Genomic DNA, 24,002 nt, shown 5'->3' on the forward strand with positions numbered 1-24,002 from the left:
AGTTGCGGGGCCCGTCCGGCACGGACCCGGCCCGGTCCGATCATGGGCAGGACCGACGGCGTGATGTACGACGCACCGCCCGGACGCAGGGCGCCCGGCCGGAACATTAGACTCGACGAGCCCGGCAACAGCTCGATCAGCTCTACTGCAAGGAGGCACGGGTGCCGCTGCTGACCCGTATCAGGGGACCGCGCGATCTGGACCGGCTCACCCTGGAGGAGCTCGACCGGCTGGCCGAGGAGATCCGCACCTTCCTCGTCGAGGCGGTCTCCAAGACCGGTGGCCACCTCGGCCCCAACCTGGGCGTGGTGGAGCTCACCCTCGCCCTGCACCGCGTCTTCGAATCCCCCAGGGACAAAGTGCTCTGGGACACCGGACACCAGTCCTACGTGCACAAACTGCTGACCGGCCGCCAGGACTTCTCCAAGCTGAAGATGAAGGGCGGCCTCTCCGGCTACCCCTCGCAGGCCGAGTCCGAGCACGACGTCATCGAGAACAGCCACGCCTCCACCGTCCTCGGCTGGGCCGACGGCCTCGCCAAGGCCAACCAGCTGAGGAGGACCGGGGACCACGTCGTCGCCGTCATCGGTGACGGCGCGCTCACCGGCGGCATGGCCTGGGAGGCGCTGAACAACATCGCCGACGCCAGGGACCGCCCGCTCGTCATCGTCGTCAACGACAACGAGCGCTCCTACTCGCCCACCATCGGGGGCCTCGCCAACCACCTGGCGACCCTGCGCACCACCGACGGCTACGAGCGCTTCCTGACCCGCACCAAGGACCTCCTGGAGCGCACCCCCGTCGTCGGCCGGCCGCTCTACGACACCCTGCACGGCGCCAAGAAGGGCCTGAAGGACTTCATCGCCCCGCAGGGCATGTTCGAGGACCTGGGCCTGAAGTACGTCGGCCCCATCGACGGCCACGACATCGAGGCCCTGGAGTCCGCCCTCACCCGCGCCAAGGGCTTCGGCGGCCCCGTGATCGTGCACTGCCTCACCGAGAAGGGCCGCGGCTACCAGCCCGCCCTGGCGGACGAGGCGGACCGCTTCCACGCCGTCGGCAAGATCCACCCCGACACGGGCCTGCCGATCGCCTCCTCCGGCGCCGACTGGACGTCCGTCTTCGGCGAGGAGATGGTCAAGCTCGGCGAGGAGCGCGAGGACGTCGTCGCCATCACCGCGGCCATGCTCCAGCCCGTCGGCCTCGACAGGTTCGCCAAGCGGTTCCCCGACCGGGTCTACGACGTCGGCATCGCCGAGCAGCACGGCGCCGTCTCCGCGGCGGGCCTGGCCCACGGCGGGGTCCACCCCGTCTTCGCCGTGTACGCCACCTTCCTCAACCGCGCCTTCGACCAGGTGCTGATGGACGTGGCCCTGCACAAGTGCGGCGTCACCTTCGTCCTGGACCGGGCCGGCATCACCGGCACCGACGGCGCCTCCCACAACGGCATGTGGGACATGTCGATCCTCCAGGTCGTCCCCGGCCTGCGGCTGGCCGCCCCGCGCGACGCCGACCAGGTCCGCGCCCAGCTCCGCGAGGCCGTCGAGGTCACCGACGCGCCGACCGTGGTCCGCTTCTCCAAGGGCGCCGTCGGGCCCGCGGTACCGGCCGTGGGCCGCGTGGGCGGCATGGACGTACTGCGCGAGCCCGGCACCGACACCCCGGACGTGCTGCTGGTCTCCGTGGGCGCCCTCGCGCCGATGTGCCTGGAGATCGCCGGCCTGCTCGAGAAGCAGGGCATCTCCACCACCGTCGTCGACCCGCGCTGGGTCAAGCCCGTCGACGAGGCCATGGCCCCGCTCGCCGAGAAGCACCGCGTCGTCGTCACCGTCGAGGACAACTCCCGCGTCGGCGGGGTCGGTTCGACGATCGCGCAGGCCCTGCGCGACGCGGGCGTCGACCTGCCGCTGCGCGACTTCGGCATCCCGCCGCGCTTCCTCGACCACGCCTCGCGCGCCGAGGTGATGGCGGAGATCGGCCTCACCGCCCCCGACATCGCCCGCCAGGTCACCGGCCTGGTCGCGAAGCTGGACGGCGGATACGCGCGCTCCGCCGCCGACTCGGTGGAGCAGGTCCGCGACTGAACCTGCACCTCCCGCCGATACGCCCGAACGGGTCGCCTGTGCCACTGTGAAGAGTGGTGCGGGCGACCCGTTCGCGTGAAGGCGCCTGTGCCGGGGCACACGGTTTAGGGTCTGCCTGACACATACCCGCCTGCTCAGCGGCGTCTGGCACGCACGCTCGCCGCGTTGCCGAAACGCCCACGTGGCTCCGCCACGAGGACGCTCCGGCGCCTTGCGATCGCACGCACCAGACGCCGCTGAACCCGCCCTCCGGGCGGACGACGGGTATGTGTCAGGCAGACCCAGGCCCCCTCTCGATCATGTCGGGGACGACACAGCGTGGGAGGTACCCGTGAGCAGCACCCTCTTCCGGACGAAGAAGGTCGAGCAGTCCATCCGTGACACCGAGGAACCGGAGCACGCGCTCAAGAAGTCCTTGTCCGCGCTGGATCTGACCGTCTTCGGCGTCGGTGTCATCATCGGCACCGGCATCTTCGTCCTCACCGGTACGGTCGCCAAGAACAACGCCGGGCCGTCGGTGGCCCTGGCCTTCGTGGTGGCCGGCGTCGTCTGCGCGCTCGCCGCGCTCTGCTACGCCGAGTTCGCCTCCACCGTCCCGGTGGCGGGCTCCGCCTACACCTTTTCGTACGCGTCCCTGGGCGAACTGCCCGCGTGGATCATCGGCTGGGACCTGGTGCTGGAGTTCGCGCTCGGCACGGCGGTGGTGGCCGTCGGCTGGTCCGGGTACATCCACTCGCTGCTGGACAACGCGGGCTGGCAACTGCCCGCCTCGCTCGGTGTCCGGGACGGCGCCGAGGTCTTCGGCTTCGACATCCTGGCCGCCGCCCTGGTGCTGGTCCTCACCGGCATCCTCGTCCTCGGCATGAAGCTGTCCGCGCGGGTCACCACGATCGTCGTCGCCATCAAGGTCCTCGTCGTCCTCGTCGTCATCGTCGCCGGCGCCTTCTTCATCACCGCCGACAACTACGACCCGTTCATCCCCGAGGCGAAGCCCGTCGAGGCCGGTGACGGTCTCCACTCACCGCTCATCCAGCTCATGTTCGGCTGGGCGCCGTCCGACTTCGGGGTGATGGGCATCTTCACCGCGGCCTCGGTGGTCTTCTTCGCCTTCATCGGCTTCGACATCGTCGCCACGGCCGCCGAGGAGACCAGGAACCCGCAGCGGGACATGCCCCGCGGCATCCTCGGCTCCCTGTTCATCTGCACCGTGCTGTACGTCGCCGTGTCGATCGTCGTCACCGGCATGCAGCACTACAGCAAGCTGTCCGTGGACGCCCCGCTCGCGGACGCGTTCAAGGCCACCGGGCATCCCTGGTACGCGGGCTTCATCAGCTTCGGCGCCGCCGTCGGCCTGACCACGGTCTGCATGATCCTGCTGCTCGGCCAGACCCGGGTGTTCTTCGCGATGAGCCGGGACGGACTGCTGCCCCGCTTCTTCTCCCGCGTCCACCCCCGCTTCAGGACCCCGCACCGGCCGACCATCCTGCTCGGCGTCATCATCGCGATCCTGGCCGGCTTCACCCCGCTGACGGAACTCGCCGAACTGGTGAACATCGGCACGCTGTTCGCCTTCGTCATCGTCGCGCTCAGCGTGATCATCCTGCGCCGGACCCGGCCCGACCTGCCGCGGGCCTTCCGCACCCCGTGGGTGCCGTTCCTGCCGATCCTGTCGGTCGCCGCCTCGCTGTGGCTGATGCTGAACCTGCCCGCCGAGACCTGGTTGCGGTTCGCCATCTGGATGGTGATCGGCGTCGTCGTCTACTTCCTCTACGGCCGCAGCCACAGCCGCCTGGGCCGCGGCGAGGGGATGAAACCGGAGGAGCCCCTCCAACCGTCCGGCCCGGAATCCCGCTGAACCGAAGGACCCCGGCCCCGAACCGCCGGGGTCCTTCGTCCGGACCGGACCGGATCAAGGCGCGGTGCCGGTCAGGAGGCCCCGGCCGGAGCGAGGACGACATCGTTGGCCGCCGAAGCCGAAGGAGTGGCCGGCGGCGACGCGGACGTCCTGCCGACGGGGCTCCCCGGTGACGCGGTCGATGTCGAACCCGGGCGCCGGGCCCGCGGGTTCGCGATCGGCGGCACCGTGCGGTGCCGGAGGGTGAGCACGGTCAGTGCCGCCTCGACGGCGCCCGCCGCCCCCAGGCCGTGACCGAGCGGCCTTGGGCGCGGTGGCACCGGGGCGGTGCGGCAGTGCGCGCGCGATCAGGACCGCCTCGCCGGCGTCGTCGAGCGATGTGGAGGTGCCGTGGGCCTTCCGGGTGCCCTGCAACCACTCCGGCCGGCCTGGACGCCACGCACGGCGTCACCGGCTTCGGACGGGACCCGCCGCTGGGCACGCAGTTCCTGGCCCGGGCGAGGGACCTCTTCGACCTTCGCCTCGCACCGGCCGGCCCGGCCACCGGACGCACCCCGCCCCACTCCGCCCGCCCGGTCCACCAGCGACCGGGCCCGGGCACCGGCGAGCAGGAGTGGACGGAGCGGACGGAGGCGGACGGAGGCGGACGCCCGCTGTACCGAGGTCCCCGGTGCGGCGGGCGGGGCCACGGGCCTCAGCGGGGCACGGACCGCGGGCCGGTGACGTCCGCCCCCAGGGCCGTCACCCTGCGGCGCAGTTCGCGGTCGGCCGTGACGACCAGGACGGGGCGGTCGCCGGCGCCGGCCGCCAGGGCGACCATGTGGTCGTCGCCGCTGCCCGGGGCGGCCTCCACCCGGACGCCCGGGACGGACTCCACCCCGCGGGCCGCCCCCTCGACGACCAGGACGATCTCCACCGGCCCGGACCGGCCCGGCAGGCCGTCCGACGCCAAGCGGTCGCGCAGGCGTTCGGCGGCACCGCGGCGGTCCCGCCACCAGCCGTCGGGCACCGACCCGACGACGTTGGCGGCGTCGACGATCACGAGCAGGGCGGCGCTGTTCTCCATGCGGCCAGGCTCCCACGGAACGAAAGAGGGGGCGGGCCGCACGGATCGTCTCCGTGCGGCCCGCCCCCTCCTTCAGGACCTGCCGGTCAGGCGGGAACGCTCGCCACGCCCGGGGCCAGGAACCGCTTGCCGTTGACGCGCTCGGAGACGCCCTCACGGTCCAGGTACGGCGTGATGCCGCCCAGGTGGAAGGGCCAGCCGGCGCCGGTGATCAGGCACAGGTCGATGTCCTGGGCCTCGGCGACGACGCCCTCGTCGAGCATCAGCCCGATCTCCTGCGCCACCGCGTCGAGCACCCGGGCCCGCACCTGCTCCTCGGTGAGGACGGTGTCGCCCTGCTTGAGCAGCGCGGCGACCTCGGGGTCCAGCTCCGGCCTGCCGCTGTCGTAGACGTAGAAGCCGCGCTTGCCGGCCTCGACGACCGCCTTGAGGTTCGGCGAGACGGTGAAGCGGTCCGGGAAGGACCGGTTGAGCGTCTCGGAGACGTGCAGACCGATCGCCGGGCCGACCAGCTCGAGGAGGACCAGCGGGGACATCGGCAGACCGAGCGGCTCGACGGCCTTCTCGGCGGTCTCGACGGGGGTGCCCTCGTCGATGACGTTCTGGATCTCGCCCATGAAGCGGGTCAGGATGCGGTTCACGACGAACGCCGGGGCGTCCTTGACCAGCACCGCGGTCTTCTTCAGCTTCCGGGCCACCGCGAACGCCGTCGCCAGCGAGGCGTCGTCGGTCTGCTCGCCGCGGACGATCTCGAGGAGCGGCAGGATCGCGACCGGGTTGAAGAAGTGGAAGCCGACGACCCGCTCGGGGTTCTTCAGCTTCGACGCCATCTCCGACACCGACAGCGAGGAGGTGTTGGTGGCGAGGATCGCGTGCGCCGGAGCGACCGCCTCGACCTCGGCGAACACCTGCTGCTTGACGCCCATCTCCTCGAAGACCGCTTCGATGACGAAGTCGGCGTCCGCGAAGCCCTCGGCCTTGTCCAGCACACCGGTGACCAGCGCCTTGAGGCGGTTGGCCTTGTCCTGGTTGATGCGGCCCTTGCCGAGCAGCTTGTCGATCTCGGCGTGGACGTAGCCCACACCCTTGTCGATGCGCTCCTGGTCGATGTCGGTCAGGACGACCGGTACCTCGAGGCGGCGCAGGAACAGCAGCGCGAGCTGTGAGGCCATCAGGCCGGCGCCGACGACACCGACCTTGGTGACCGGACGGGCCAGGTTCTTGTCCGGGGCGCCGGCGGGGCGCTTGGCGCGCTTCTGCACCAGGTTGAACGCGTAGAGACCGGAGCGCAGTTCACCGCCCATGATCAGGTCGGCGAGCGCCTTGTCCTCGGCGTCGTAGCCCTGCTGGAGGTCGCCGTCCTTGGCGGCGGCGATGATGTCCAGCGCCCGGTAGGCGGCCGGGGCGGCGCCGTGCACCTTGGAGTCGGCGATGAACCGGCCCTTGGCGACGGCCTGGTCCCAGGCCTCGCCGCGGTCGATCACCGGGCGCTCGACGACGATCTCGCCCTTGAGGACGGCCGCCGTCCAGATCAGCGACTGCTCCAGGAAGTCCGCGCCCTCGAAGATCGCGTCCGCGATGCCGAGTTCGTAGACCTGCTTGCCCTTGAGCTGCTTGTTCTGGTTGAGGCTGTTCTCGATGATCACCGAGACGGCCTTCTCGGCGCCGATCAGGTTCGGCAGGAGGGCGCAGCCGCCCCAGCCGGGAACCAGGCCGAGGAAGACCTCGGGCAGGGAGAAGGCGGGGATGGCCGACGACACCGTGCGGTAGGCGCAGTGCAGGCCGACCTCGACGCCGCCGCCCATGGCCGCGCCGTTGTAGTACGCGAAGGTCGGGACGGCGAGCTTCGAGAGCCGCTTGAAGACGTCGTGGCCGCCCTTGCCGATGGCGTGGGCGTGGTCCCACTCCTTCAGCTGCTCGACGCCCTTGAGGTCGGCGCCGACGGCGAAGATGAACGGCTTGCCGGTGATGCCGACACCGACGATCGTGCCGTCCGCGGCCTCCTTCTCGACCTGGTCGATGGCGGCGTCCAGGTTCGCCAGCGACTGCGGGCCGAAGGTGGTCGGCTTGGTGTGGTCCAGCCCGTTGTCGAGCGTGATCAGGGCGAAGCGCCCGGCGCCCAGGGGCAGTTCGAAATGGCGTACGTGGGCCGTCGTGACGACCTCGTCCGGGAAGAGCGCGGCCGCGCCCTTCAACAGTTCGGCGGTGGTGCTCACTTGTCCCCCTCGAAGTGCGGGTTCTCCCAGATGACCGTCGCGCCCATGCCGAAGCCGACGCACATGGTGGTCAGGCCGTAGCGGACGTGCGGCTGCTCCTCGAACTGGCGGGCCAGCTGCGTCATCAGGCGGACGCCGGAGGAGGCCAGTGGGTGGCCGAAGGCGATGGCGCCGCCGTACTGGTTGACGCGCGCGTCGTCGTCGGCGATGCCGTAGTGCTCCAGGAAGGCCAGCACCTGGACGGCGAAGGCCTCGTTGATCTCGAACAGGCCGATGTCGGAGATGGACAGCCCCGCCTGGGCCAGTGCCTTCTCCGTCGCCGGGATCGGGCCGTAGCCCATGACCTCCGGCTCCACACCCGCGAAGGAGTAGGAGACCAGACGCATCTTGACCGGCAGCCCGTTCTCGCGGGCGAAGTCCTCGGAGGCGATGACCGAGGCGGTGGCGCCGTCGTTCAGACCGGCCGCGTTACCGGCGGTGACCCGGCCGTGGACGCGGAACGGCGTCTTGAGACCGGCCAGGTTCTCCAGGGTGGTGCCGGGGCGCATCGGCTCGTCGGCGGTGACCAGGCCCCAGCCCGTCTCGCCCGCCTCTGCGTTGGTGCGGCGCACCGAGACCGGTACCAGGTCGGCCTGGATCTTGCCGTCGGCGTACGCCTTGGCGGCCTTCTCCTGCGAGCGGACCGCGTACTCGTCGGCGCGCTGCTTGGTGATCGTCGGGTAGCGGTCGTGCAGGTTCTCCGCCGTCATGCCCATGAACATGGCGGACTCGTCGACCAGCTTCTCGGAGACCAGCCGCGGGTTCGGGTCGACGCCCTCGCCCATCGGGTGGCGGCCCATGTGCTCGACTCCGCCCGCGATGGCGACGTCGTACGCGCCGAAGGCGACGGAGCCGGCCACCGTGGTCACGGCGGTCAGGGCGCCCGCGCACATGCGGTCGATGGAGTAACCCGGGACCGTGGTGGGCAGGCCCGCGAGGATGCCGGCGGTACGGCCGATGGTCAGGCCCTGGTCGCCGATCTGCGTGGTCGCGGCGACCGCGACCTCGTCGATCTTCTTCGGGTCGAGTCCGGGGTTGCGGCGCAGCAGCTCCCGGATCGCCTTCACCACGAGATCGTCGGCCCGGGTCTCGTGGTAGATGCCCTTCGGGCCCGCCTTGCCGAACGGGGTGCGGACGCCGTCGACGAAGACGACGTCCCTGACGGTACGAGGCACGATGGCTCTCCTCCAGGGTGCGGGATGGCACTGCTGCGTTGCGCTGAGCGCGCGCTCAGAGCCTATGCTACTTGTGGGTAATGTAGCTGCCCAGTCCTGTGCCGCCGAGCGGTGAAGGTCACACCGCCGGGCGAGTCGCCGTACGGCGCGGAACGGGCCGGGGCCCCCGCCCCGCCCGACGACCCGCTGAACCTCGGCAACTACGTCACCGCGTTCCAGGACGGCCGGATGCTCTCCGCCTTCGGCAACACGGCGGTCATCCTGGTCGTCGCCGTCGGCGGCACCGTCCTCATCGGTTCGATGACGGCGTACGCGATCGACCGCTTCACCTTCCGCTTCCGGAAACCGGTCGTCGCCCTGTTCCTGCTCGCCGCGCTCGTCCCCGGCGTGACCACCCGGGTGGCGACCTTCCGGATCGTCAACAGCTTCGGCATGTTCGACAGCCTGTGGGCGCCGATCGCCCTCTACATGGGCACGGACATCGTGTCGATCTACATCTTCCTGCAGTTCATCCGCTCCATCCCCGTCTCCCTGGACGAGGCGGCACGGCGCCAACGCGTTCACGGTCTACCGGAAGGTGATCCTCCCGCTCCTCAGACCGGCGATCACGACGGTGGTGATCGTGAAGGGGATCAACGTCTACAGCGACTTCTCCATCCCCTTCCTCTACATGCCCTCCGAAGATCTTGGCGTGATCTCGACGTCCCTGTTCCGCTTCAAGGGCCCCTTCGGAGCCCACTGGGAAACCATCTCGGCAGGCGCGATCCTGGTCATCCTCCCCACCCTGATCGTCTTCCTGACCCTCCAGCGCTTCATCTGATTCCTCTCGCGGATGCCCCCGCCTTCAGGCGGGGGAGGAAGTCAACTACAACGGTTTCATGAGGGGGCGACGAAGTAGGACAGGGGAACGGCACCGCCGCGGGCGGCGGGACCGGCGGGTCCCACCGCGCTCAGGCGACTTCGGAACCGCCGGAGGCCAGCGCGGTGACGAGGACCGGCGTCACCTGCTCCACCTGCCACGGCCGCGCCCCGTACCCCGCCAGCGCAGCCGCGACGGACTCCGGGCCGGCGGGCTGCGGCGGTTCCCAGCACACCCTCCGTACCGTGTCCGGGGTGATCAGGTTCTCCTGCGGCATGTTCAACCGCTCGGCGAGCGCGCTCACTCCCGCGCGGGCCGCGGACAGCCGGGCGGCGGCCACCGGGTCCTTGTCCGCCCAGGCGCGCGGCGGCGGGGGACCGGTCACCGGCTGGCCGGGCTGCGGCAGCTGCGCCTCGCTCAGTGCCCGCGCCCGGTCCACGGCCGCCTGCCACTGGTCCAGCTGACGCCGCCCCGCCCGTGGCCCGAACCCGTTCAGCGCGGCCAGGGCGTGCGCGTTGGCCGGCAGGGCGAGAGCGGCCTCGACGATGGCCGCGTCGGAGAGCACCTTGCCCGGGGAGACGTCCCGGCGCTGCGCGATCCGGTCCCGGGTCTGCCACAGCTCCCGTACGACGGCCATCTGCCGGCGCCGGCGCACCTTGTGCATGCCGGAGGTGCGCCGCCAGGGATCCTTCCGGGGCTCCGGCGGCGGTGCGGACGCGATCGCGTCGAACTCCTGCCACGCCCACTCCAGCTTGCCCTGCCGGTCCAGTTCCTTCTCCAGGGCGTCCCGCAGGTCGACCAGGAGCTCGACGTCGAGGGCGGCGTACCGCAGCCAGGGTTCGGGCAGCGGGCGGGTGGACCAGTCGACGGCGGAGTGGCCCTTCTCCAGGACGAAACCGAGCACGTTCTCGACCATCGCGCCGAGCCCGACGCGGGGGAAACCGGCGAGGCGGCCGGCCAGCTCGGTGTCGAAGAGGCGGGTGGGCAGCATCCCTATCTCGCGCAGGCAGGGCAGGTCCTGCGTGGCGGCGTGCAGCACCCACTCGACGCCTGACAGCGCCTCGCCCAGGCCCGACAGGTCGGGGCAGGCGACGGGGTCGATCAGCGCGGACCCGGCGCCCTCGCGGCGCAGTTGGACGAGGTAGGCGCGCTGGCCGTAGCGGTAGCCGGAGGCCCGCTCGGCGTCGACGGCGACGGGGCCGGTGCCCGCGGCGAAGGCGGCGATCACCTCGGCGAGCGCGGCGTCGTCCGTGATCACGGGCGGAATGCCCTCGCGCGGTTCGAGCAAGGGGATCGGCGCCTCCGTAGCAGAAGATCCGTCGTCGTCCGGAGGGGCGCCTCCGGTGGTTCGCAGGGCACTGTCTGCTGCGGTGTCGTGGGCGTCGGTCACCTGTCAAGAGTATCCATGCCGCGAAGGGGCCCGCCGACGGAACGTTCCGGCGGCGGGCTCCAGGGGGTCGTAAACAAGTCAGGCCGGTGCGTGCCCGGCCGCAGGGAAGCGGATCGGAGGGCGGGGGAGAAGGGAGGAAAGGGACGGAGGAGGGGAAGGAGGAGGGGAAGGAGGAGGCGCGGCCGCGGAGGTCGGTGCCGCGGGGGTCAGTGGATGATGCCGGTGCGCAGGGCGACCGCGACCATCCCGGCGCGGTCGCCCGTACCGAGCTTGCGGGCGATGCGGGCGAGGTGGCTCTTGACGGTCAGCGCGGACAGACCCATCGAGACGCCGATGGCCTTGTTCGACTGCCCCTCCGCCACCAGCCGCAGCACCTCGACCTCACGGCCGGACAGTTCGCGGTAGCCGCCCGGGTGGCTCGGGGCACCCGGAGGGCGGCGGTGCAGACGGGCGCCGCCGATGGGGGCGGCACCGGGGCGGGAGGGGAGCCCGAGGTTGGTGCGGGTGCCGGTGACGACGTAGCCCTTCACTCCGCCGGCGAGGGCGTTGCGCACGGCGCCGATGTCGTCGGCGGCGGACAGGGCGAGGCCGTTGGGCCAGCCTGCGGCCCGGGTCTCCGAGAGGAGGGTGAGGCCGGAACCGTCCGGCAGATGGACGTCGGCGACGCAGATGTCGCGGGGGTTGCCGATGCGGGGACGAGCCTCAGCGACGGACGAGGCCTCGATCACGTCGCGTACACCGAGCGCCCACAGATGGCGGGTGACGGTGGAGCGGACGCGGGGGTCGGCCACGACCACCATGGCGGTCGGCTTGTTCGGGCGGTAGGCGACCAGGCTTGCAGGCTGCTCGAGGAGAACGGACACCAGGCCTCCTGGGGTGGCGGCGGGACGGGGCCGGCTCGTGGGGTGAGGCCGGGCTCAACCGTGCTTTCAAGGTCACTGTCGTCTTCGGCAGCAAACCCGGTCTCCTTTAGAGAATGATCACGATCCGGTGAGTAAAAATCTGCGCAATTCGGACATGCGGTCGATCATTCGAAGATCGAACGGTTTCGGTCCGCGTCGCAACGCTTCCGGAAGTGGTCGTATCGACAAAGAGATCCCCAAAAAGGTCGTCAAAGAGATCCGGAGAAGATCGACAAGGGGGGAGGCCGAGGAGATCGACAAAGAGACCGGTCCGTGAGCGCCCCGGTGACCTGTTCAGTAACCGCCTCGGTGACCGGCCCGTTGACCGGACCGGTCACCGGCCCGGGAACGACAAAGAGACCGGTCCGAAGACCGGTCCGGAGGATCGCCGGAAGCCCCACGAGGGGCTCGGCACGGCAAGGGCCGCAGGTTCCGTGCCTGCGGCGGGCTCAGCGGGACGGCGGGCTCAGCGTGACTGCGGCCCCCTGCGCTGCGGCAGCGTCACCACCGACGCGTCCCCCGGAGCGGCCGGCGGCAGCCCGGCGACCTGCGCCAGCAGATCGCACCACGACATCAGATGCGTGGCCGCGTCCGGCACCCCGCCCCTGCCCTCACCCGGCGTCCACGAGGCGCGGATCTCGATCTGCGAGGCGGCAGGGCGCTCGGACAGCCCGCCGAAGTAGTGCGAACTCGCCCGCGTGACCGTGCCGCTCGGCTCGCCGTACGTCAGACCGCGCGCCGCGAGCGCACCGGTCAGCCAGGACCAGCACACCTCCGGAAGCAGCGGATCCGCCGCCATCTCCGGCTCCAGTTCCGCGCGTACCAGCGTCACCAGCCGGAAGGTCCCTTGCCAGGCATCGTGTCCGGCCGGGTCGTGCAGCAGCACCAGCCGGCCGTCGGCCAGGTCCTGGTCGCCGTCCACGACCGCCGCCTCCAGCGCGTACGCGTACGGGGCGAGCCGTTTGGGCGCCGGGGTGGTCTCCACTTCGATCTGCGGCCGGAGCCGCGCGCCCCGCAACCCCTCGACGGCGGTCCGGAAGGGCAACGGGGGTGCCGTGCCCCCGCCCCCGAGATCCGCATCGGTGTCCTTCGCTTCGTCCATTCCGCCCGTGCCGTCCGACAGTCGTCCCTGAGCCGCAGCCATGCGGGGAAGGTTAAGCGGAAGCGGGCCCCGGCGCGGGGAGGGACACCCGGGGCGGGCAACGGTGGCCGGATCGTGTCGCACCGGCGTGGCGCGGACGCGGTGCCCGACGTGGCGCGGGCCGCGATGCCCGGGTGACCTGCGGTGCGGGGCCGTCGGCCGACCATGCGAGACTGGCCGGGTGAGTGCCAATGTCAGCCCCCGGGGCAAGCAGCCGACCCAGACGTACGACAGTGCCTTCCTCAAGGCGTGCCGGCGTGAGCCGGTGCCGCACACTCCGGTGTGGTTCATGCGGCAGGCGGGCCGCTCATTGCCGGAGTACCGCAAGGTGCGCGAGGGCATCGCGATGCTCGACTCCTGCATGCGCCCCGACCTCGTCGCCGAGATCACGCTCCAGCCGGTGCGCCGGCACAACGTCGACGCGGCGATCTACTTCAGCGACATCGTCGTCCCGCTCAAGGCCATCGGTATCGACCTCGACATCAAGCCCGGTGTCGGCCCCGTCGTCGAGCAGCCCTTCCGCACCCGCGCCGACCTGGCCCGGCTGCGCGACCTCACCCCGGAGGACGTCTCCTACGTCACCGAGGCGTACGGCCTGCTGACCGCCGAGCTGGGCTCCACCCCGCTGATCGGCTTCGCGGGCGCCCCGTTCACCCTCGCCAGCTACCTCGTCGAGGGCGGCCCGTCCCGCACCTACGAGAACGCCAAGGCGATGATGTACGGCGACCCGGAGCTCTGGGCCGACCTCCTCGACCGCCTCGCGGACATCACCGCCGCGTTCCTCACCGTGCAGATCGAGGCCGGCGCCTCCGCGGTCCAGCTGTTCGACTCCTGGGCCGGCGCGCTCGCCCCGGCCGACTACCGGCGCTCGGTGCTGCCCGCCTCGGCCAAGGTCCTCGACACGGTGTCCGGCTACGGCGTCCCCCGCATCCACTTCGGCGTCGGCACCGGTGAACTCCTCGGCCTGATGGGCGAGGCCGGCGCGGACGTCGTCGGCGTCGACTGGCGCGTCCCGCTGGACGAGGCCGTCCGCCGGGTCGGCCCCGGCAAGGCGCTCCAGGGCAACCTCGACCCGACCGTGCTGTTCGCCGGCACGGAGGCGGTGGAGGCGAAGACCCGCGAGGTGCTGGCCGCGGCCGAGGGTCTCGAGGGCCACGTCTTCAACCTGGGTCACGGTGTCATGCCGAACACCGACGCCGACGCGCTGACCCGCCTCGTCGACCACGTCCACACCGTCACCGCCCGCTGACCACGCGGGGCACTCACCACGGGTGCCGGGGCCGTGCCCGCCTGCCGAACAGCAGGCCGCGCGGCTCCGGCGGCGGGGGAGTGCCGGGGCGCAGCGGCCAGGCGATCAGCATGCCGGCCACGAAGCCCACGACATGCGCCACGTACGCCACCGTTCCGGCGTCGGTGACGCCCGCGCCGGACGAGTACACCGCCTGCAGCACGAACCACCGGCCCAGCACGATCCAGGCCTGCAGCCGCAGCGGCAGGAAGATCAGGAACGGCACCAGCACCCAGACGCGCGCCTTCGGATACAGCACCAGATACGCGCCCGGCACCCCCGCGACCGCCCCGGACGCGCCGATCAGCGGCGTGCCCGAGCCCGCGTTCACCAGCGCACCGCGTGGACGTGCGTCGCCGGTCAGGCGAGGGCGGTGCCCGTCTCTTCGCCCAGCGTGTGCAGGAGACGGTCCTGGAAGTTCTCGTCGAGCACCGAGGCGTGCGGCTGTTGACGTTGCTGGTGGTACCAGTAGCCGCCGCTGGTCAGTGCCTGCGGGTCATCGCTGGAGGCCAGCCACGCCTGCGTCCGGTGACCGAGCTCGAGATCGTCCGGCGCGCCGGGGCCGCCCATCTTGGTGGGCACCCAGCCCGGGTCCACGGCATTGCTCAGTACTCCGGGGCGCAGGCGGGCCACCGCGGCTGCGAGCGTGGTGAGGAACAGCTTGCTGTCGGCGTACGAGCCGGGCTGGTCACCTTGCCAGTCGATGCCGTTGAGGAAGATCCGCCCCTGGTAGTGCGAGCCGCTGCTCAAGTAGACCAGCCGACGCGGCCCGCGCAGCAGGGCCGTGAGCAGGTACGGGGCGATGATGTTGACCGGCATGACCGCAGGCCCGCTCCATACGCCGGCATTGTGGATCACGGCATCGAGCGGTGCGGCCTCGTTGAGTTCGGCGGCGATGCGCCGCACCACGTCACGATCCGCGAAATCGCCCAGGACCAGGCCCGCCCCGCGGTCGACCAGTCCCTGCACGCCGGCCGCGCGCTCCTCATTGCGGGCGTGCACCACGACTTCGTGGCCGGCGGACAGCAGTGCGTCTGCCGCGGCCCGCCCCAGCCCGTCGGCAGAGCCTGTCACCAGGATCCGACTCACGATCGCACCGCTCTCAGCTCGTCGTGGGCTGCTGCGCGGGCGGCGGCTTCCAGGACGGCCGGAGAGCCGCCAGCGAGGCTGCCCCGCTCCAGCTTCGCGTAGTACTCCACGCTCATGTCAGCCGGCGCGGCGACCTCGCCTCTGCGCAGTCCCGGCACGCGGCACCGGGACCCGCCCGGCAGCCCGGCCCGCTCCGGGGTGATCCTGGCTCGCCGCGAGGTCAGGAACTCGCGGACCTCATCGCGGTTGTCCATGTCTCGACCGTACGGGCCGAGTGCTGCCGGAGCGATGTACTGCCGGTACATCCCTCACCCGTGACTCGCTGTACGTGTGGAGGAGCGGTTGCCCGGAAGTGGCAGGGCACACTCGGGTGCCCCGGCCGACTTCACGCGGGCGCCTGCTGCCCGTCCCCTCAGCACGTAAGGAACCACCCTCATGCGCGGAGCAGTGATCCACGCCCCCGGCGACGTCCGCTTCGAGACGCTCGACGACCCGAAGATCCTCCAGCCCACCGACGCGATCATCCGCACCGCTGTCACCTGCGTGCGCGGATCGGACCTGTGGCCCTTCCGCTGGCCGTCTCCGGCATCGCCCTGATCGGCACCCGCGACGGCACCGTCCTCGAAGCACACCCCGGGGAAACCGTCAGCTGCCCGCCCGGCGAAGAGCACTGGCACGGTGCCGCCTCCGACCGGTTCATGCATCACAGCGACCGCGGGTCGCAATACATGTCCATTCGGTATACGGAGCGTCTCGCCGAGGTCGGCGCCTCGGCGTCGGTCGGCTCCGTCGCGGACTCGTAGACAATGCGATGGCCGAGGCCTTGAACGGCACGTTCAAGGCCGAATTGATCGACCATCAGGGTCCGTGGCGGGACTTCGACGAGGTCGAGCGGACCGTCTTCCAGTGGGTCGCGTGGTACAACGGTGAACGGCTCCACTCCGCCCTCGGCTACGTGCCCCCCGACGAGTACGAACAGACGTACTGGACGAGACAGGAGCAAGTCCCGCAGACCGCTTGATCACACGATCGCGAACTCCACGAAACTCGGGGCAGCTCAGTTCCGCCTGGGCCGTCTCCGGTGGGTCATGGAGACGTCGATGCTGAAGACTCTGGCCGGGAAGCACCGGTCGAGCCGACGCCCCCCACCTCCAACGCCCTACGGAGAACTTCGAGCCTGACGCCGGCAGCGTCGCCATCACCAAGACATCTCACGGAGGGCTGATCCGGCCGGCGCCGGAAGGCGGGCAGGGATCGCCAGACCCCTGCCCGCCTTCCGGCGCCCCCTCAGAGACGGGAGCCGATACGGGCGCCGTCGAGCGTGGCATGCACCAGCCGTCGCGGCGCCAGGCAGTCGCCGATGCGGTAGAACTCGCCGCCGGTCTCGGGGAAGTCGACCGGCTCGGCGCCGGTGGCGAACACCACCGAGTCGAAGGCGCCGATGTCGGAGGTCTCCCCGGAGAAGACGTTGCGCACCTGCGGGCGTGCTCCCCCCTTCACCAGCTGGGTGAGCGCCTCGATCCGTACGTGCTTCTCCAGCAGCCGCTTCGTCAGCAGGTGCAGGATCGACGGCTCGGCGGCCTGACCGGGCAGGATGCACTCCGACAGCAGCACGACCTTCTTGCCGTGGCCGGCCAGCAGGTCGGCGGCGGCCAGCGGCGCGAGGTGGTCGTTGAGGCCGCCGACGACCAGCACGTTCTCACCCAGCTCCGTGAGGTCCGTGTCGAGGATGTCCAGGGCGGTGTAGGTGCGGGTTTCCTCCAGGCCGGGGAGGTCCGGGAGGGCCGGGAGCGCGCCGGTGGCGACGACCACCGTGTCCGGCGTGATCTCGGCCACGGACTCGGGGGTCACCTCGAAACCGAGCCGCACCTCTACCCCGGCCTCCGCCACCTCCCGGGTGAGGTCGTCGATCAGCGAGGCCATCTCGCGGCGGTGCGGGTCACGGGAGAGCAGGGTGATCTTGCCGCCCAGCGTCTCCTTCTTCTCCGCCAGCACCACCGAGTGGCCCCGGCTCGCCGCTGTGCGGGCGCACATCAGGCCGGCGGGGCCACCGCCCACCACCAGGACCCGCTTGCGCCGGGTGGGAGCAGGCACGTCCAGCTCGCGCTCCCGGCCCGCCCACGGGTTCACCGGGCAGGAGGAGACCCGGTCGGGGTAGTGGCATTCGTTGATGCCGATGCACTTGTGGATGCGGTCCGCCCGCCCGGCCGCGGTCTTCTTCACGAACTCCGGGTCGGCGATCAGGGCACGGGTGGTGCCCACCAGGTCCGCGACACCGCTGCGGAGCACGTCCTCCATCAGCGCGGGGTCGTTCATCCGGCCTGTGAGGATCACCGGCACGGAGACCGCCTCCCGGACGGTGGCCGCGGCGTCCGCGTTGAAGCCGGGCTCGTAGTGGCTGGAGGCGACGTAGGGGAGCACCACGCCGTCGTGCAGGGCGCCGATCGTCCCGGCCGTGATGTTGACGTAGGCCAGGGAGGACTCCACGGTCTTGACGACGGCCGCGATGTCGTCCGTGGTCAGCCCGCCGGGGTGGGCCTGGAGGCCGCTGATGCGCATCCCGATGGGGAAGTCCGCTCCGCACTCCTCGCGGATCGCCTCGAGCACCTCAGTCAGGAAGCGCATCCGGTTGTCCAGTGAGCCGCCGTAGCGGTCCGTGCGACGGTTGGTGGACGGCGAGAGGAACTGCTCGACCAGGTAGCCGTGGGTGGCGTGCACCTCGACGCCGTCGAGCCCGCCCCGCTGGATGCGCGAGGCGGACCGGGCGAACAGCCGCACCACCCGCTCCACTTCGCCGGTGGTCATCTCGCGCGGCTGGGCCCGCACGTGCGGGTCCGGTATGCCGCTGGGCGAGACCATCGCCTGGAAGGTCTCGGGCAGCCGGATGGAGCCGCGGTTGGCCACCTGGCCGAAGACCAGCGCCCCGTGCCGGTGCGCGATCTCGGCGCGAGCCCGCAGCGGCGGCAGGAGGAGGGAGTCGAAGAACTCCCTGCCCTCCTCGGTCTCGGGGTCGGCGGTGCCGTCCAGGTCCCGGGCGGAGATCCCGTCGAGCTGGCCGGGCGTGACATAGGCCAGGGCCGAGATGGTCTCGTTCAGGACCGGTATGCCGACCATCCCGACCCCGCCCGCGACCCGGGTCTCCAGGTACTGCAGGTAACGCTCCTCGCTCATCTTCGGGTTGTGGGTGGTGAGCATGATCCGGTTGCGGACCGTCTTGCCACCGATGGCGAAGGGGCTCAGAAGCGTTGCGAACTCACCGCTGCTCATCAGCGTCTCCCAATGGGTAGGTCATATGCGGCGCTCGCGCGCCGCCCACTACACGACGAAGCTCTCGTGGGTCTCCGGGGCGAACAGTTCCTCGGGGGCCAGCAGCCGTCCGGTGAGCCCCTGCTCGTGCAGGTAGCGCAGGAAGGCCGTCAGGCAGGCGTGGTTGGGCGCCAGGCCGTAGGGCCAGATGTCCTCGCCCATGACGTCTCGTGCCGACTGCGCCGCCAGATGGCCCCACGGCAGCATCCCGGACAGCGCGACGGTCTCGCCGAGCGCCCGGTCTGCGTGTTCCTTGGCCTCCTGGAAGGCGTCGGTCAGTGCCCTGGCGAGCCAGCGGTTGCGCTCGTAGACGTCGCGTCGCAGCACTACGGTGTGCATGATCGGGAAGATGCCGGTCCGCTCGAAGTACTCCTTCTCGGCGGCGGCAGGGTCCGCCCACAGCCGGCGCACCCGGCGGGTGCCGTCGGTGAAGTGGCGGGGCACCCGGGCGGTGTAGAGGGCGTCGATCTCGCCGGCCTCCAGCATGTCGGAGAGGTTCTGCCCCTCTGCGATCGGCGTGATGTCCACGCCGGGGACGTGGATGGTCAGCTTCTCGGTCCGGCCGGGTTCCAGCAGTCCACCGGTGCGGTAGGAGACCGAGTCCACCGGAAGCCCGTAGTGCTCGTCGAAGATGCCCCGCATCCACACCGCGGCCGTCATCTGGTATTCGGGGATGCCGACGGTCTTCCCCTTGAGCTGCTCGGGGTGGGTGAATTCGCTGTCGGCGTGGACGTACACCGCGTGGTGCCGGAAGGTGCGCGAGGGGAACACCGGGATCGCCACGAACGGCCGGTCCCGCTCCAGCGTCAGCGTGTACGAGGACAGCGACATCTCGGAGGCGGAGAACTCGCCGTGCCGCGCCATCCGGAAGAAGATCTCCTCGGCGCTCAAGGGCAGCCAGGTGAGGTTTACTCCGGGGACGCGCACCCGGCCGTCGGCGAGCGCCGCCGTGCGGTCGTAGGGCCCGCAGGCCACGGTCAGGTCGATGGTCACTTCATCGCCCCTCGGTGTAGAAGTCGAGCCGGGCGGGCGGCTGCGGGGCGGGCGCCCCGCCGGTGCCGTAGAGCCACTCGGCGAGCGAGTAGTCGTCCGCTGTCAGGGAGCTGAACGCGAAGTCGCGCAGGACCGCGCCGACGCCGCCCAGGTGGACCATCTCCCCGAAGAAGCGGGTGTTGCGCTGCACTGCGGCGGCCCTCGGGAAGCGGTTCTCCTCGTACTCCTTGAGCGCCGTGACCGGCTCGTCCGGGCTGGCGGCGAGGGCGGCGGCGAGCGCGACGGCGTCCTCCATGGCCTGGCCGGCGCCCTGTGCGAGGTACTGGCGCATGGGGTGGGCGGCGTCGCCCAGCAGCGCGACGCGTCCCTGGGCCCAGCCGGGCATGGGCTTTCTGTCGAACTGCTCCCACCGCTTGCCGAGGTCCAGGTGGTGCAGCGCCTCCCGCACGGGGTCGCAGGTGTCGGCGAACTTCTCGAAGAGCTCCTCCGGGGTGGCCCAGGTGTCGCTGCCCGGCGCACCGCGGTCGCTGCGGAACGAGGCCACCCTGTTGAGCAGTTCGCCGCCCTGGATCGGGTACTGCATCAGGTGCAGCCCGTCGCCCGCGTACAGGGTGACCGCGTCCTCCACCCCCTCGGGGCGGGGTCCGGGGCCGCGGTAGATGGCGTACCGGGAGACGGCCGGCTCGCTGTCGTCGAGCACCTCGCGGCGGACGGCGGACCGCAGGCCGTCGGCGCCGATGACGACGTCGGCCGAGTGGGTCGACCCGTCGGCGCAGGTGACGGTGGCGCCGCGGGCGTCCTGTTCGACGCCGACGACCTCCTTGCCGGTGAACGCCGTCACCAGGCCGGTGGCGAGGCTGCTCTGGAGCAGCGTGTCGAGCAGGTCGGCGCGGTGCATCACCGTGTACGGCGCGCCGAACCGCTCGGCGAGCGCCTGCCCGAACCGTGCCTGGTAGATCTCCCGGCCCGTGTAGGCGTCCAGGATCACGAACCGTTCCGGGAGCACGGCGGTGCGCAGCACGCTGTCCAGCACGCCGAGTTCGCCGAGCAGCCGGCCGGCGTTCGGGCCGAGTTGCAGCCCGGCGCCGATCTCCTTGATCTCCGGCGCGCGTTCCAGGACGTACACCGACATACCGCGCCTGGCGCACGCCAGGGCTGTGGTGAAGCCACCGATTCCGCCGCCGATCACGAGAACGTGCGGCCTGCTTTCCGGGCCGGCCATGGGGACCTCTTTCCTCGGAGTCGTCATGGGTCAGGCGAGCTGTTCGCGGTAGAGACCGAAGGGTTCGAGCATCGGCCGGTCGCTCATGGCGAACAGGGTGACGTCCGGGCTTCCGTCCGCCGCGACGTGCTCGTACCAGGTCCAGGAGGGGACGACGAAGAAGTCGTTCTGATCCCAGTCGTAGCGTCGGCCGCCGATCACGCTGTGGCCCGAGCCCCGGGTCACGCAGAACACCGTGCTGGAGGTGTGCCGGCGACGGCGGGTGCGGCGCCCGGCCGGCAGCAGCTGCGCGGCACAGCCCAGGGTGGGCATCACCGGACCGCCGGTCTGCGGATCGGTGTACTCGACGGTGACCCCGTGCTCCGGGTCGCCCTCCGACTCCCGCAGCCGCTCCAGACTCTCCAGGGTGGTGGCGTAGGAGTACTTCATCAGGGGCGAGTGCGCCCGGCCGGTCCGCGGGCCGGCCGGTACGATGCCGGCGCCGTACCGCGCCACGCTGTCGTCCTCGGCGACCCGCGCCGGCTGCATCCGCTTGTCCTCGTAGTCCTCGTAGAACTGGGCGTTGAGGCCGCGGACGAAGGGAACGTCGAGGCCGTCGAGCCAGATCATGGGCTCGTCGCCCGCGTTGCGGTGGTCGTGCCAGTTCCATCCGGGGGTGAGGACCAGGTCGCCGGGCTCCATCAGCACCGGCTCGCCCTCGACGGTGGTGTGCCCCCGGCCGGCGAGCATCAGCCGGACCGCGGCGGGGGTGTGCCGGTGCGCGGTGGCCTCCTCACCCGGCAGGACCAGCTGGTAGCCGGCGACCATGGTGTGCGTCGTGCCCCACTGGCGGGCGGGGTTGACGCCGTTGAGCGCCCGGCGCTCCGCCTCGCTGCCCAGGTCGATGGTGCGGCCCGCCTCCTCCATGAGGGGGATCAGCTCCCGCCAGCGCCACACGTGCGGGACCTCGGCCGGTTCGGGCTCCGGAGCGTCCGTGCCCGGGACCCGCCACAGCGGCACCACATGCGCCCCGGCCAGCCTTTCGTAGAAGTCCGCCGGTGAATCGGCCGGTGAATTGGCCGAGGAATCGGCCAGGGAATCGATTCGGTTTTCCACCGTCGTCATATTTCCTCCACTCCTCTGATTCGGACACCCGGTACCGGGTCATCGAAAACGTCGTAGAAATCACCGGAAAAGGCAGCGCCGAACCCGCACACCCTTTCCAGAAAGCTGGAGAAGGTGCGCTTTCTCGTATTCCTGCCTTATCCGGCGTGCAGGGCGTCAGCTTTCCTCGGGCACCATGACCACGCCACCGTCACTCCTGATGTCCAGGCGTGAACGCCATTCGTACAGATCACCGCGGTACCAGCTGTGCAGTACGTCGATGGGGCCGTCCGCGGAGCTCAGGATCCGCTGGGAGAACAGCACCGGCGCACCCAGTTCGGTCTCCAGATGTCGGGCCACCTCGGTGTCGGCGAGCTGCGCCGACACCCGCTGCTCGGCTCCCTCCATGGCCACCCCGTCGCTGTGCAGCACCGCCAGCAGCCCGTCGGTGCGCAGGCGGGGGTCCCGTGCGAAATGCTCGATCTGCGGGGCCAGATAATGGGTCGAGTAGACGAACACCGTGCCGCCGGCGGTACGCCGGTTCCAGACGACGTTGCCGGTCTCCCGGTCGGTGCCGAGGGTCGCGCGGACCGAGGCGGGAAAACGGACCCCGATCTCCACCCCGACGTCATGGAGCGGCATGCGCGGCGTACCGGAGATGAGGTCGAGCAGGGACCCCCGGAAGACACTGCCGATCTTCTCTTCCGCGTCCCCGTACACGAACGTCCCTTTCCCCTGCCGGCGAAATACCAGTCCGCGGGCGATGAGCTCGTCCACGGCCTTGCGGATGGTCGCCTTGCTCACCGAGAACTCGGCGACGAGCCGGTCCTCGGTGGGCAGCGCTTCTCCCGCCGGGTAGTCACCCAGGCGAATCCGCTGGTAGATCACCCCGAATACTCGCTGATACAGAGGAGCGGGGGGTGGCGTGTGCTGCATCATTCCCCTAGGAGGTCACGGAGCATTTCAACCCTGCATGGTAACAGCCGGATAAACCGGTACGCGGGTGGACGGAATTCTCTCGGCGGACGTTCCGGAAGGAAGAAGTCTCTCCCATCCGGAACGCCGGCGCCCTGGTCGTCGGCACGGCCGTTCGGCTACCGCGCCAGCACCCTGACGTCGGACGGCGCGACCGAGAGCCGCACGGAGCCGCCCGTCTCCAGGGGCACGTCCCCCGTCGCCCAGTGCATGACCTCGTGCTCCCGGTCCCCCAGCGTGATGCGGCTGTCGGTGAAGGATCCGTAGAACTCCGAGGTCCGCACCGTCCCCGGCCAGCGGTTCCCGCCGTCGTCGGCGCCGTTGAGGACCGTGCGGTCGGGCCGCCAGACCGCGGCGATCTCCTGCCCGGTGCGCAGGCCGTCCTGTCCGGTGGCGGCCTCGATGTCGCCCAGCGCGGTGGCGACCGTGAAGCTGCCGTCGTCCCGGGCGGCCGTGACCGTGCCCTCCACCTCGTTGAGCTTGCCGATGAACCGCGCCACCCTGAGGTTGGCCGGCCTGAGGTAGACCTCGCGCGGAGTGGCGACATGGGCCACGACCCCGTGGTCGATGACGGCGATACGGTCGGCCATCCCGATCGCCTCCTCCTGGTCGTGGGTGACGTAGACCGCGGTGAAGCCCAGGCGCTTCTGCATCTCCCGGATCTCCACGCGCAACTGGTCGCGCACCCGGGCGTCGACGTTGGACAGCGGCTCGTCGAACAGGACGATCCCGGAGTCCTTGACCAGTGCCCGGGCCAGCGCGACGCGCTGCTGCTGGCCGCCGCTGATCTGCGCCGGGTGCTGTTCCGCGAGATGCGCGATGCCCATCATCTCCAGCACGTCCATCACCCGCTCCCGGACCTGCTCCCGGGTCAGGCCCTTGTGGTGGCCCGTGGTCAGCGGGTAGGCGACGTTCTTGAAGATGGTCATGTGCGGCCACAGGGCGTACGACTGGAAGATCATGCTGATGTCGCGCTGCTCGGGCGGGACGAAGACACCGTCCTCGGCGGAGGACAGGATCTTCCCGCGGCTCTCGATGCTTCCGGCGTCGGGCTTCTCCAGACCGGCGATGCACCGCAGGAAGGTGCTCTTCCCGCAGCCGCTGGCACCGAGCAGCACCAGCACCTCACCCTCGTGGATGTCCAGGGTGGTGTCATCGACGGCGGGCACCGACTCCCCGTCGCTGCGGCGGTACATCTTGCGGACACCCCTGATCCTGAGCGCCGGCTCCGGAGCGGCCGGTGCCGGAGGGTGCGCGGCGGCCTCGCGGGCCGTGACGTCTCCCGTGTCCAGGGATACGACATTCGCCATGACGGCTCT

At 70.9% G+C, this 24,002-nt stretch carries 18 protein-coding genes and 5 pseudogenes; 7 read left to right on the forward strand and 16 right to left on the reverse strand.

All coding sequences use genetic code 11. The features are described from left to right. Nucleotides 1-161 precede the first annotated feature (161 nt). Both dxs and ACIF80_RS33585 read left to right on the forward strand, forming a co-directional pair. Complete coding sequence (gene dxs, locus ACIF80_RS33580) at nt 162-2,084, forward strand: 1-deoxy-D-xylulose-5-phosphate synthase (RefSeq protein ID WP_399811762.1); 1,923 nt, start codon at nt 162-164, stop codon at nt 2,082-2,084. A gap of 331 nt (nt 2,085-2,415) precedes the next feature. After that, a complete protein-coding gene (locus ACIF80_RS33585; protein WP_399811764.1) occupies nt 2,416-3,939 on the forward strand; it encodes an amino acid permease in 1,524 nt (507 codons plus the stop codon). Between the two features lie 71 nt (nt 3,940-4,010). Here ACIF80_RS33585 and ACIF80_RS33590 read toward each other — a convergent pair whose 3' ends face one another. From ACIF80_RS33590 to ACIF80_RS33605, 4 genes are all read right to left on the reverse strand, one after another. After that, nucleotides 4,011-4,259 carry a hypothetical protein gene (locus ACIF80_RS33590; protein ID WP_399811767.1) on the reverse strand — a complete coding sequence of 83 codons (249 nt, stop codon included), beginning with the start codon at nt 4,257-4,259 and terminating at the stop codon, nt 4,011-4,013. Between the two features lie 374 nt (nt 4,260-4,633). Next, the gene (locus ACIF80_RS33595) at nt 4,634-5,005 is read right to left on the reverse strand and encodes an NTP pyrophosphohydrolase (RefSeq protein ID WP_399811769.1); all 372 of its coding nucleotides are present in this window, start codon (nt 5,003-5,005) and stop codon (nt 4,634-4,636) included. An 86-nt stretch (nt 5,006-5,091) separates the two neighbouring features. Next, entirely contained in the window at nt 5,092-7,221 is a 2,130-nt protein-coding gene (locus ACIF80_RS33600) for a 3-hydroxyacyl-CoA dehydrogenase NAD-binding domain-containing protein (RefSeq protein WP_399811772.1), read from the reverse strand. Next, nucleotides 7,218-8,435: a thiolase family protein gene (locus ACIF80_RS33605; RefSeq protein WP_399811775.1), complete on the reverse strand. Its 1,218-nt coding sequence runs from the start codon at nt 8,433-8,435 to the stop codon at nt 7,218-7,220. Before ACIF80_RS33605 ends, ACIF80_RS33600 begins: the two co-directional genes overlap by 4 nt. 159 nt (nt 8,436-8,594) lie before the next feature. On the opposite strand from ACIF80_RS33605, the pseudogene ACIF80_RS33610 reads away from it, so the two are divergent. Next, nucleotides 8,595-9,255: pseudogene (locus ACIF80_RS33610) on the forward strand (carbohydrate ABC transporter permease); the annotation flags it as partial. A 130-nt stretch (nt 9,256-9,385) separates the two neighbouring features. Here the strand turns inward: ACIF80_RS33610 and ACIF80_RS33615 are convergent. The 3 genes from ACIF80_RS33615 to ACIF80_RS33625 all read right to left on the reverse strand — a co-directional run bounded on the left by ACIF80_RS33615 (nt 9,386) and on the right by ACIF80_RS33625 (nt 12,730). Next, nucleotides 9,386-10,684 carry an HRDC domain-containing protein gene (locus ACIF80_RS33615; protein ID WP_399811777.1) on the reverse strand — a complete coding sequence of 433 codons (1,299 nt, stop codon included), beginning with the start codon at nt 10,682-10,684 and terminating at the stop codon, nt 9,386-9,388. A gap of 206 nt (nt 10,685-10,890) precedes the next feature. Then, nucleotides 10,891-11,547: a response regulator transcription factor gene (locus ACIF80_RS33620; RefSeq protein ID WP_042164084.1), complete on the reverse strand. Its 657-nt coding sequence runs from the start codon at nt 11,545-11,547 to the stop codon at nt 10,891-10,893. A 505-nt stretch (nt 11,548-12,052) separates the two neighbouring features. Further along, on the reverse strand, nt 12,053-12,730 hold the full coding sequence (locus tag ACIF80_RS33625; protein ID WP_399811780.1) for a DUF3000 domain-containing protein: 678 nt from the start codon (nt 12,728-12,730) through the stop codon (nt 12,053-12,055). Nucleotides 12,731-12,908: 178 nt separating this feature from the next. Here ACIF80_RS33625 and hemE point away from each other — a divergent pair, with 178 nt between their 5' ends. Further along, a complete protein-coding gene (gene hemE / locus ACIF80_RS33630; RefSeq protein ID WP_399811782.1) occupies nt 12,909-13,976 on the forward strand; it encodes a uroporphyrinogen decarboxylase in 1,068 nt (355 codons plus the stop codon). A gap of 13 nt (nt 13,977-13,989) precedes the next feature. On the opposite strand, the pseudogene ACIF80_RS33635 reads toward hemE, so the two are convergent. The 3 genes and pseudogenes from ACIF80_RS33635 to ACIF80_RS33645 form a co-directional block, all read right to left on the reverse strand. Next, nucleotides 13,990-14,352, reverse strand: a pseudogene (locus ACIF80_RS33635) (rhomboid family intramembrane serine protease); the annotation flags it as partial. A gap of 23 nt (nt 14,353-14,375) precedes the next feature. Next, a complete protein-coding gene (locus tag ACIF80_RS33640) occupies nt 14,376-15,104 on the reverse strand; it encodes an SDR family NAD(P)-dependent oxidoreductase (RefSeq protein WP_399811784.1) in 729 nt (242 codons plus the stop codon). A gap of 17 nt (nt 15,105-15,121) precedes the next feature. After that, nucleotides 15,122-15,358: pseudogene (locus ACIF80_RS33645) on the reverse strand (transcriptional regulator); the annotation flags it as partial. 181 nt (nt 15,359-15,539) lie between these two features. Between ACIF80_RS33645 and ACIF80_RS33650 the strand changes: the two are divergent. The 3 genes and pseudogenes from ACIF80_RS33650 to ACIF80_RS33660 form a co-directional block, all read left to right on the forward strand. Next, nucleotides 15,540-15,689 (forward strand): annotated as a pseudogene (locus tag ACIF80_RS33650) (alcohol dehydrogenase); the annotation flags it as partial. Further along, nucleotides 15,683-15,811 (forward strand): annotated as a pseudogene (locus tag ACIF80_RS33655) (cupin domain-containing protein); the annotation flags it as partial. The pseudogenes ACIF80_RS33650 and ACIF80_RS33655, both read left to right, overlap by 7 nt. A 104-nt stretch (nt 15,812-15,915) precedes the next feature. After that, the gene (locus ACIF80_RS33660; protein ID WP_399811786.1) at nt 15,916-16,125 is read left to right on the forward strand and encodes an integrase core domain-containing protein; all 210 of its coding nucleotides are present in this window, start codon (nt 15,916-15,918) and stop codon (nt 16,123-16,125) included. A gap of 266 nt (nt 16,126-16,391) precedes the next feature. On the opposite strand, the gene ACIF80_RS33665 is transcribed toward ACIF80_RS33660, so the two are convergent. The 6 genes from ACIF80_RS33665 to ACIF80_RS33690 form a co-directional block, all read right to left on the reverse strand. Continuing rightward, nucleotides 16,392-18,371 carry an FAD-dependent oxidoreductase gene (locus tag ACIF80_RS33665; RefSeq protein ID WP_399811788.1) on the reverse strand — a complete coding sequence of 660 codons (1,980 nt, stop codon included), beginning with the start codon at nt 18,369-18,371 and terminating at the stop codon, nt 16,392-16,394. Nucleotides 18,372-18,419: 48 nt separating this feature from the next. Continuing rightward, nucleotides 18,420-19,403: an ABC transporter substrate-binding protein gene (locus ACIF80_RS33670; RefSeq protein WP_399811790.1), complete on the reverse strand. Its 984-nt coding sequence runs from the start codon at nt 19,401-19,403 to the stop codon at nt 18,420-18,422. Between the two features lies 1 nt (nt 19,404). Beyond that, nucleotides 19,405-20,625, reverse strand: a complete 1,221-nt coding sequence (locus ACIF80_RS33675; RefSeq protein WP_399811792.1) for an FAD-dependent oxidoreductase — start codon at nt 20,623-20,625, stop codon at nt 19,405-19,407. A gap of 30 nt (nt 20,626-20,655) precedes the next feature. Next, a complete protein-coding gene (locus tag ACIF80_RS33680) occupies nt 20,656-21,729 on the reverse strand; it encodes a cupin domain-containing protein (RefSeq protein WP_399811794.1) in 1,074 nt (357 codons plus the stop codon). Between the two features lie 156 nt (nt 21,730-21,885). After that, on the reverse strand, nt 21,886-22,647 hold the full coding sequence (locus tag ACIF80_RS33685) for a GntR family transcriptional regulator (RefSeq protein WP_079034623.1): 762 nt from the start codon (nt 22,645-22,647) through the stop codon (nt 21,886-21,888). Between the two features lie 155 nt (nt 22,648-22,802). Further along, complete coding sequence (locus ACIF80_RS33690) at nt 22,803-23,993, reverse strand: ABC transporter ATP-binding protein (RefSeq protein ID WP_399811796.1); 1,191 nt, start codon at nt 23,991-23,993, stop codon at nt 22,803-22,805. Nucleotides 23,994-24,002 lie beyond the last annotated feature (9 nt).

The sequence above is a fragment of the Streptomyces sp. NPDC085927 genome, assembly GCF_044540975.1.
GTDB lineage: Bacteria > Actinomycetota > Actinomycetes > Streptomycetales > Streptomycetaceae > Streptomyces > Streptomyces hirsutus.

Excerpts from the sequence above, each read along its gene's own strand:
- ACIF80_RS33595 (WP_399811769.1), bottom strand. The coding sequence starts at position 5,005 with ATGGAGAACAGCGCCGCCCTGCTCGTGATCGTCGACGCCGCCAACGTC.
- ACIF80_RS33625 (WP_399811780.1), bottom strand. The coding sequence starts at position 12,730 with ATGGCTGCGGCTCAGGGACGACTGTCGGACGGCACGGGCGGAATGGAC.
- ACIF80_RS33660 (WP_399811786.1), top strand. The coding sequence starts at position 15,916 with ATGGCCGAGGCCTTGAACGGCACGTTCAAGGCCGAATTGATCGACCAT.
- ACIF80_RS33665 (WP_399811788.1), bottom strand. The coding sequence starts at position 18,371 with ATGAGCAGCGGTGAGTTCGCAACGCTTCTGAGCCCCTTCGCCATCGGT.
- ACIF80_RS33675 (WP_399811792.1), bottom strand. The coding sequence starts at position 20,625 with ATGGCCGGCCCGGAAAGCAGGCCGCACGTTCTCGTGATCGGCGGCGGA.
- ACIF80_RS33680 (WP_399811794.1), bottom strand. The coding sequence starts at position 21,729 with ATGACGACGGTGGAAAACCGAATCGATTCCCTGGCCGATTCCTCGGCC.
- ACIF80_RS33685 (WP_079034623.1), bottom strand. The coding sequence starts at position 22,647 with ATGATGCAGCACACGCCACCCCCCGCTCCTCTGTATCAGCGAGTATTC.
- ACIF80_RS33690 (WP_399811796.1), bottom strand. The coding sequence starts at position 23,993 with ATGGCGAATGTCGTATCCCTGGACACGGGAGACGTCACGGCCCGCGAG.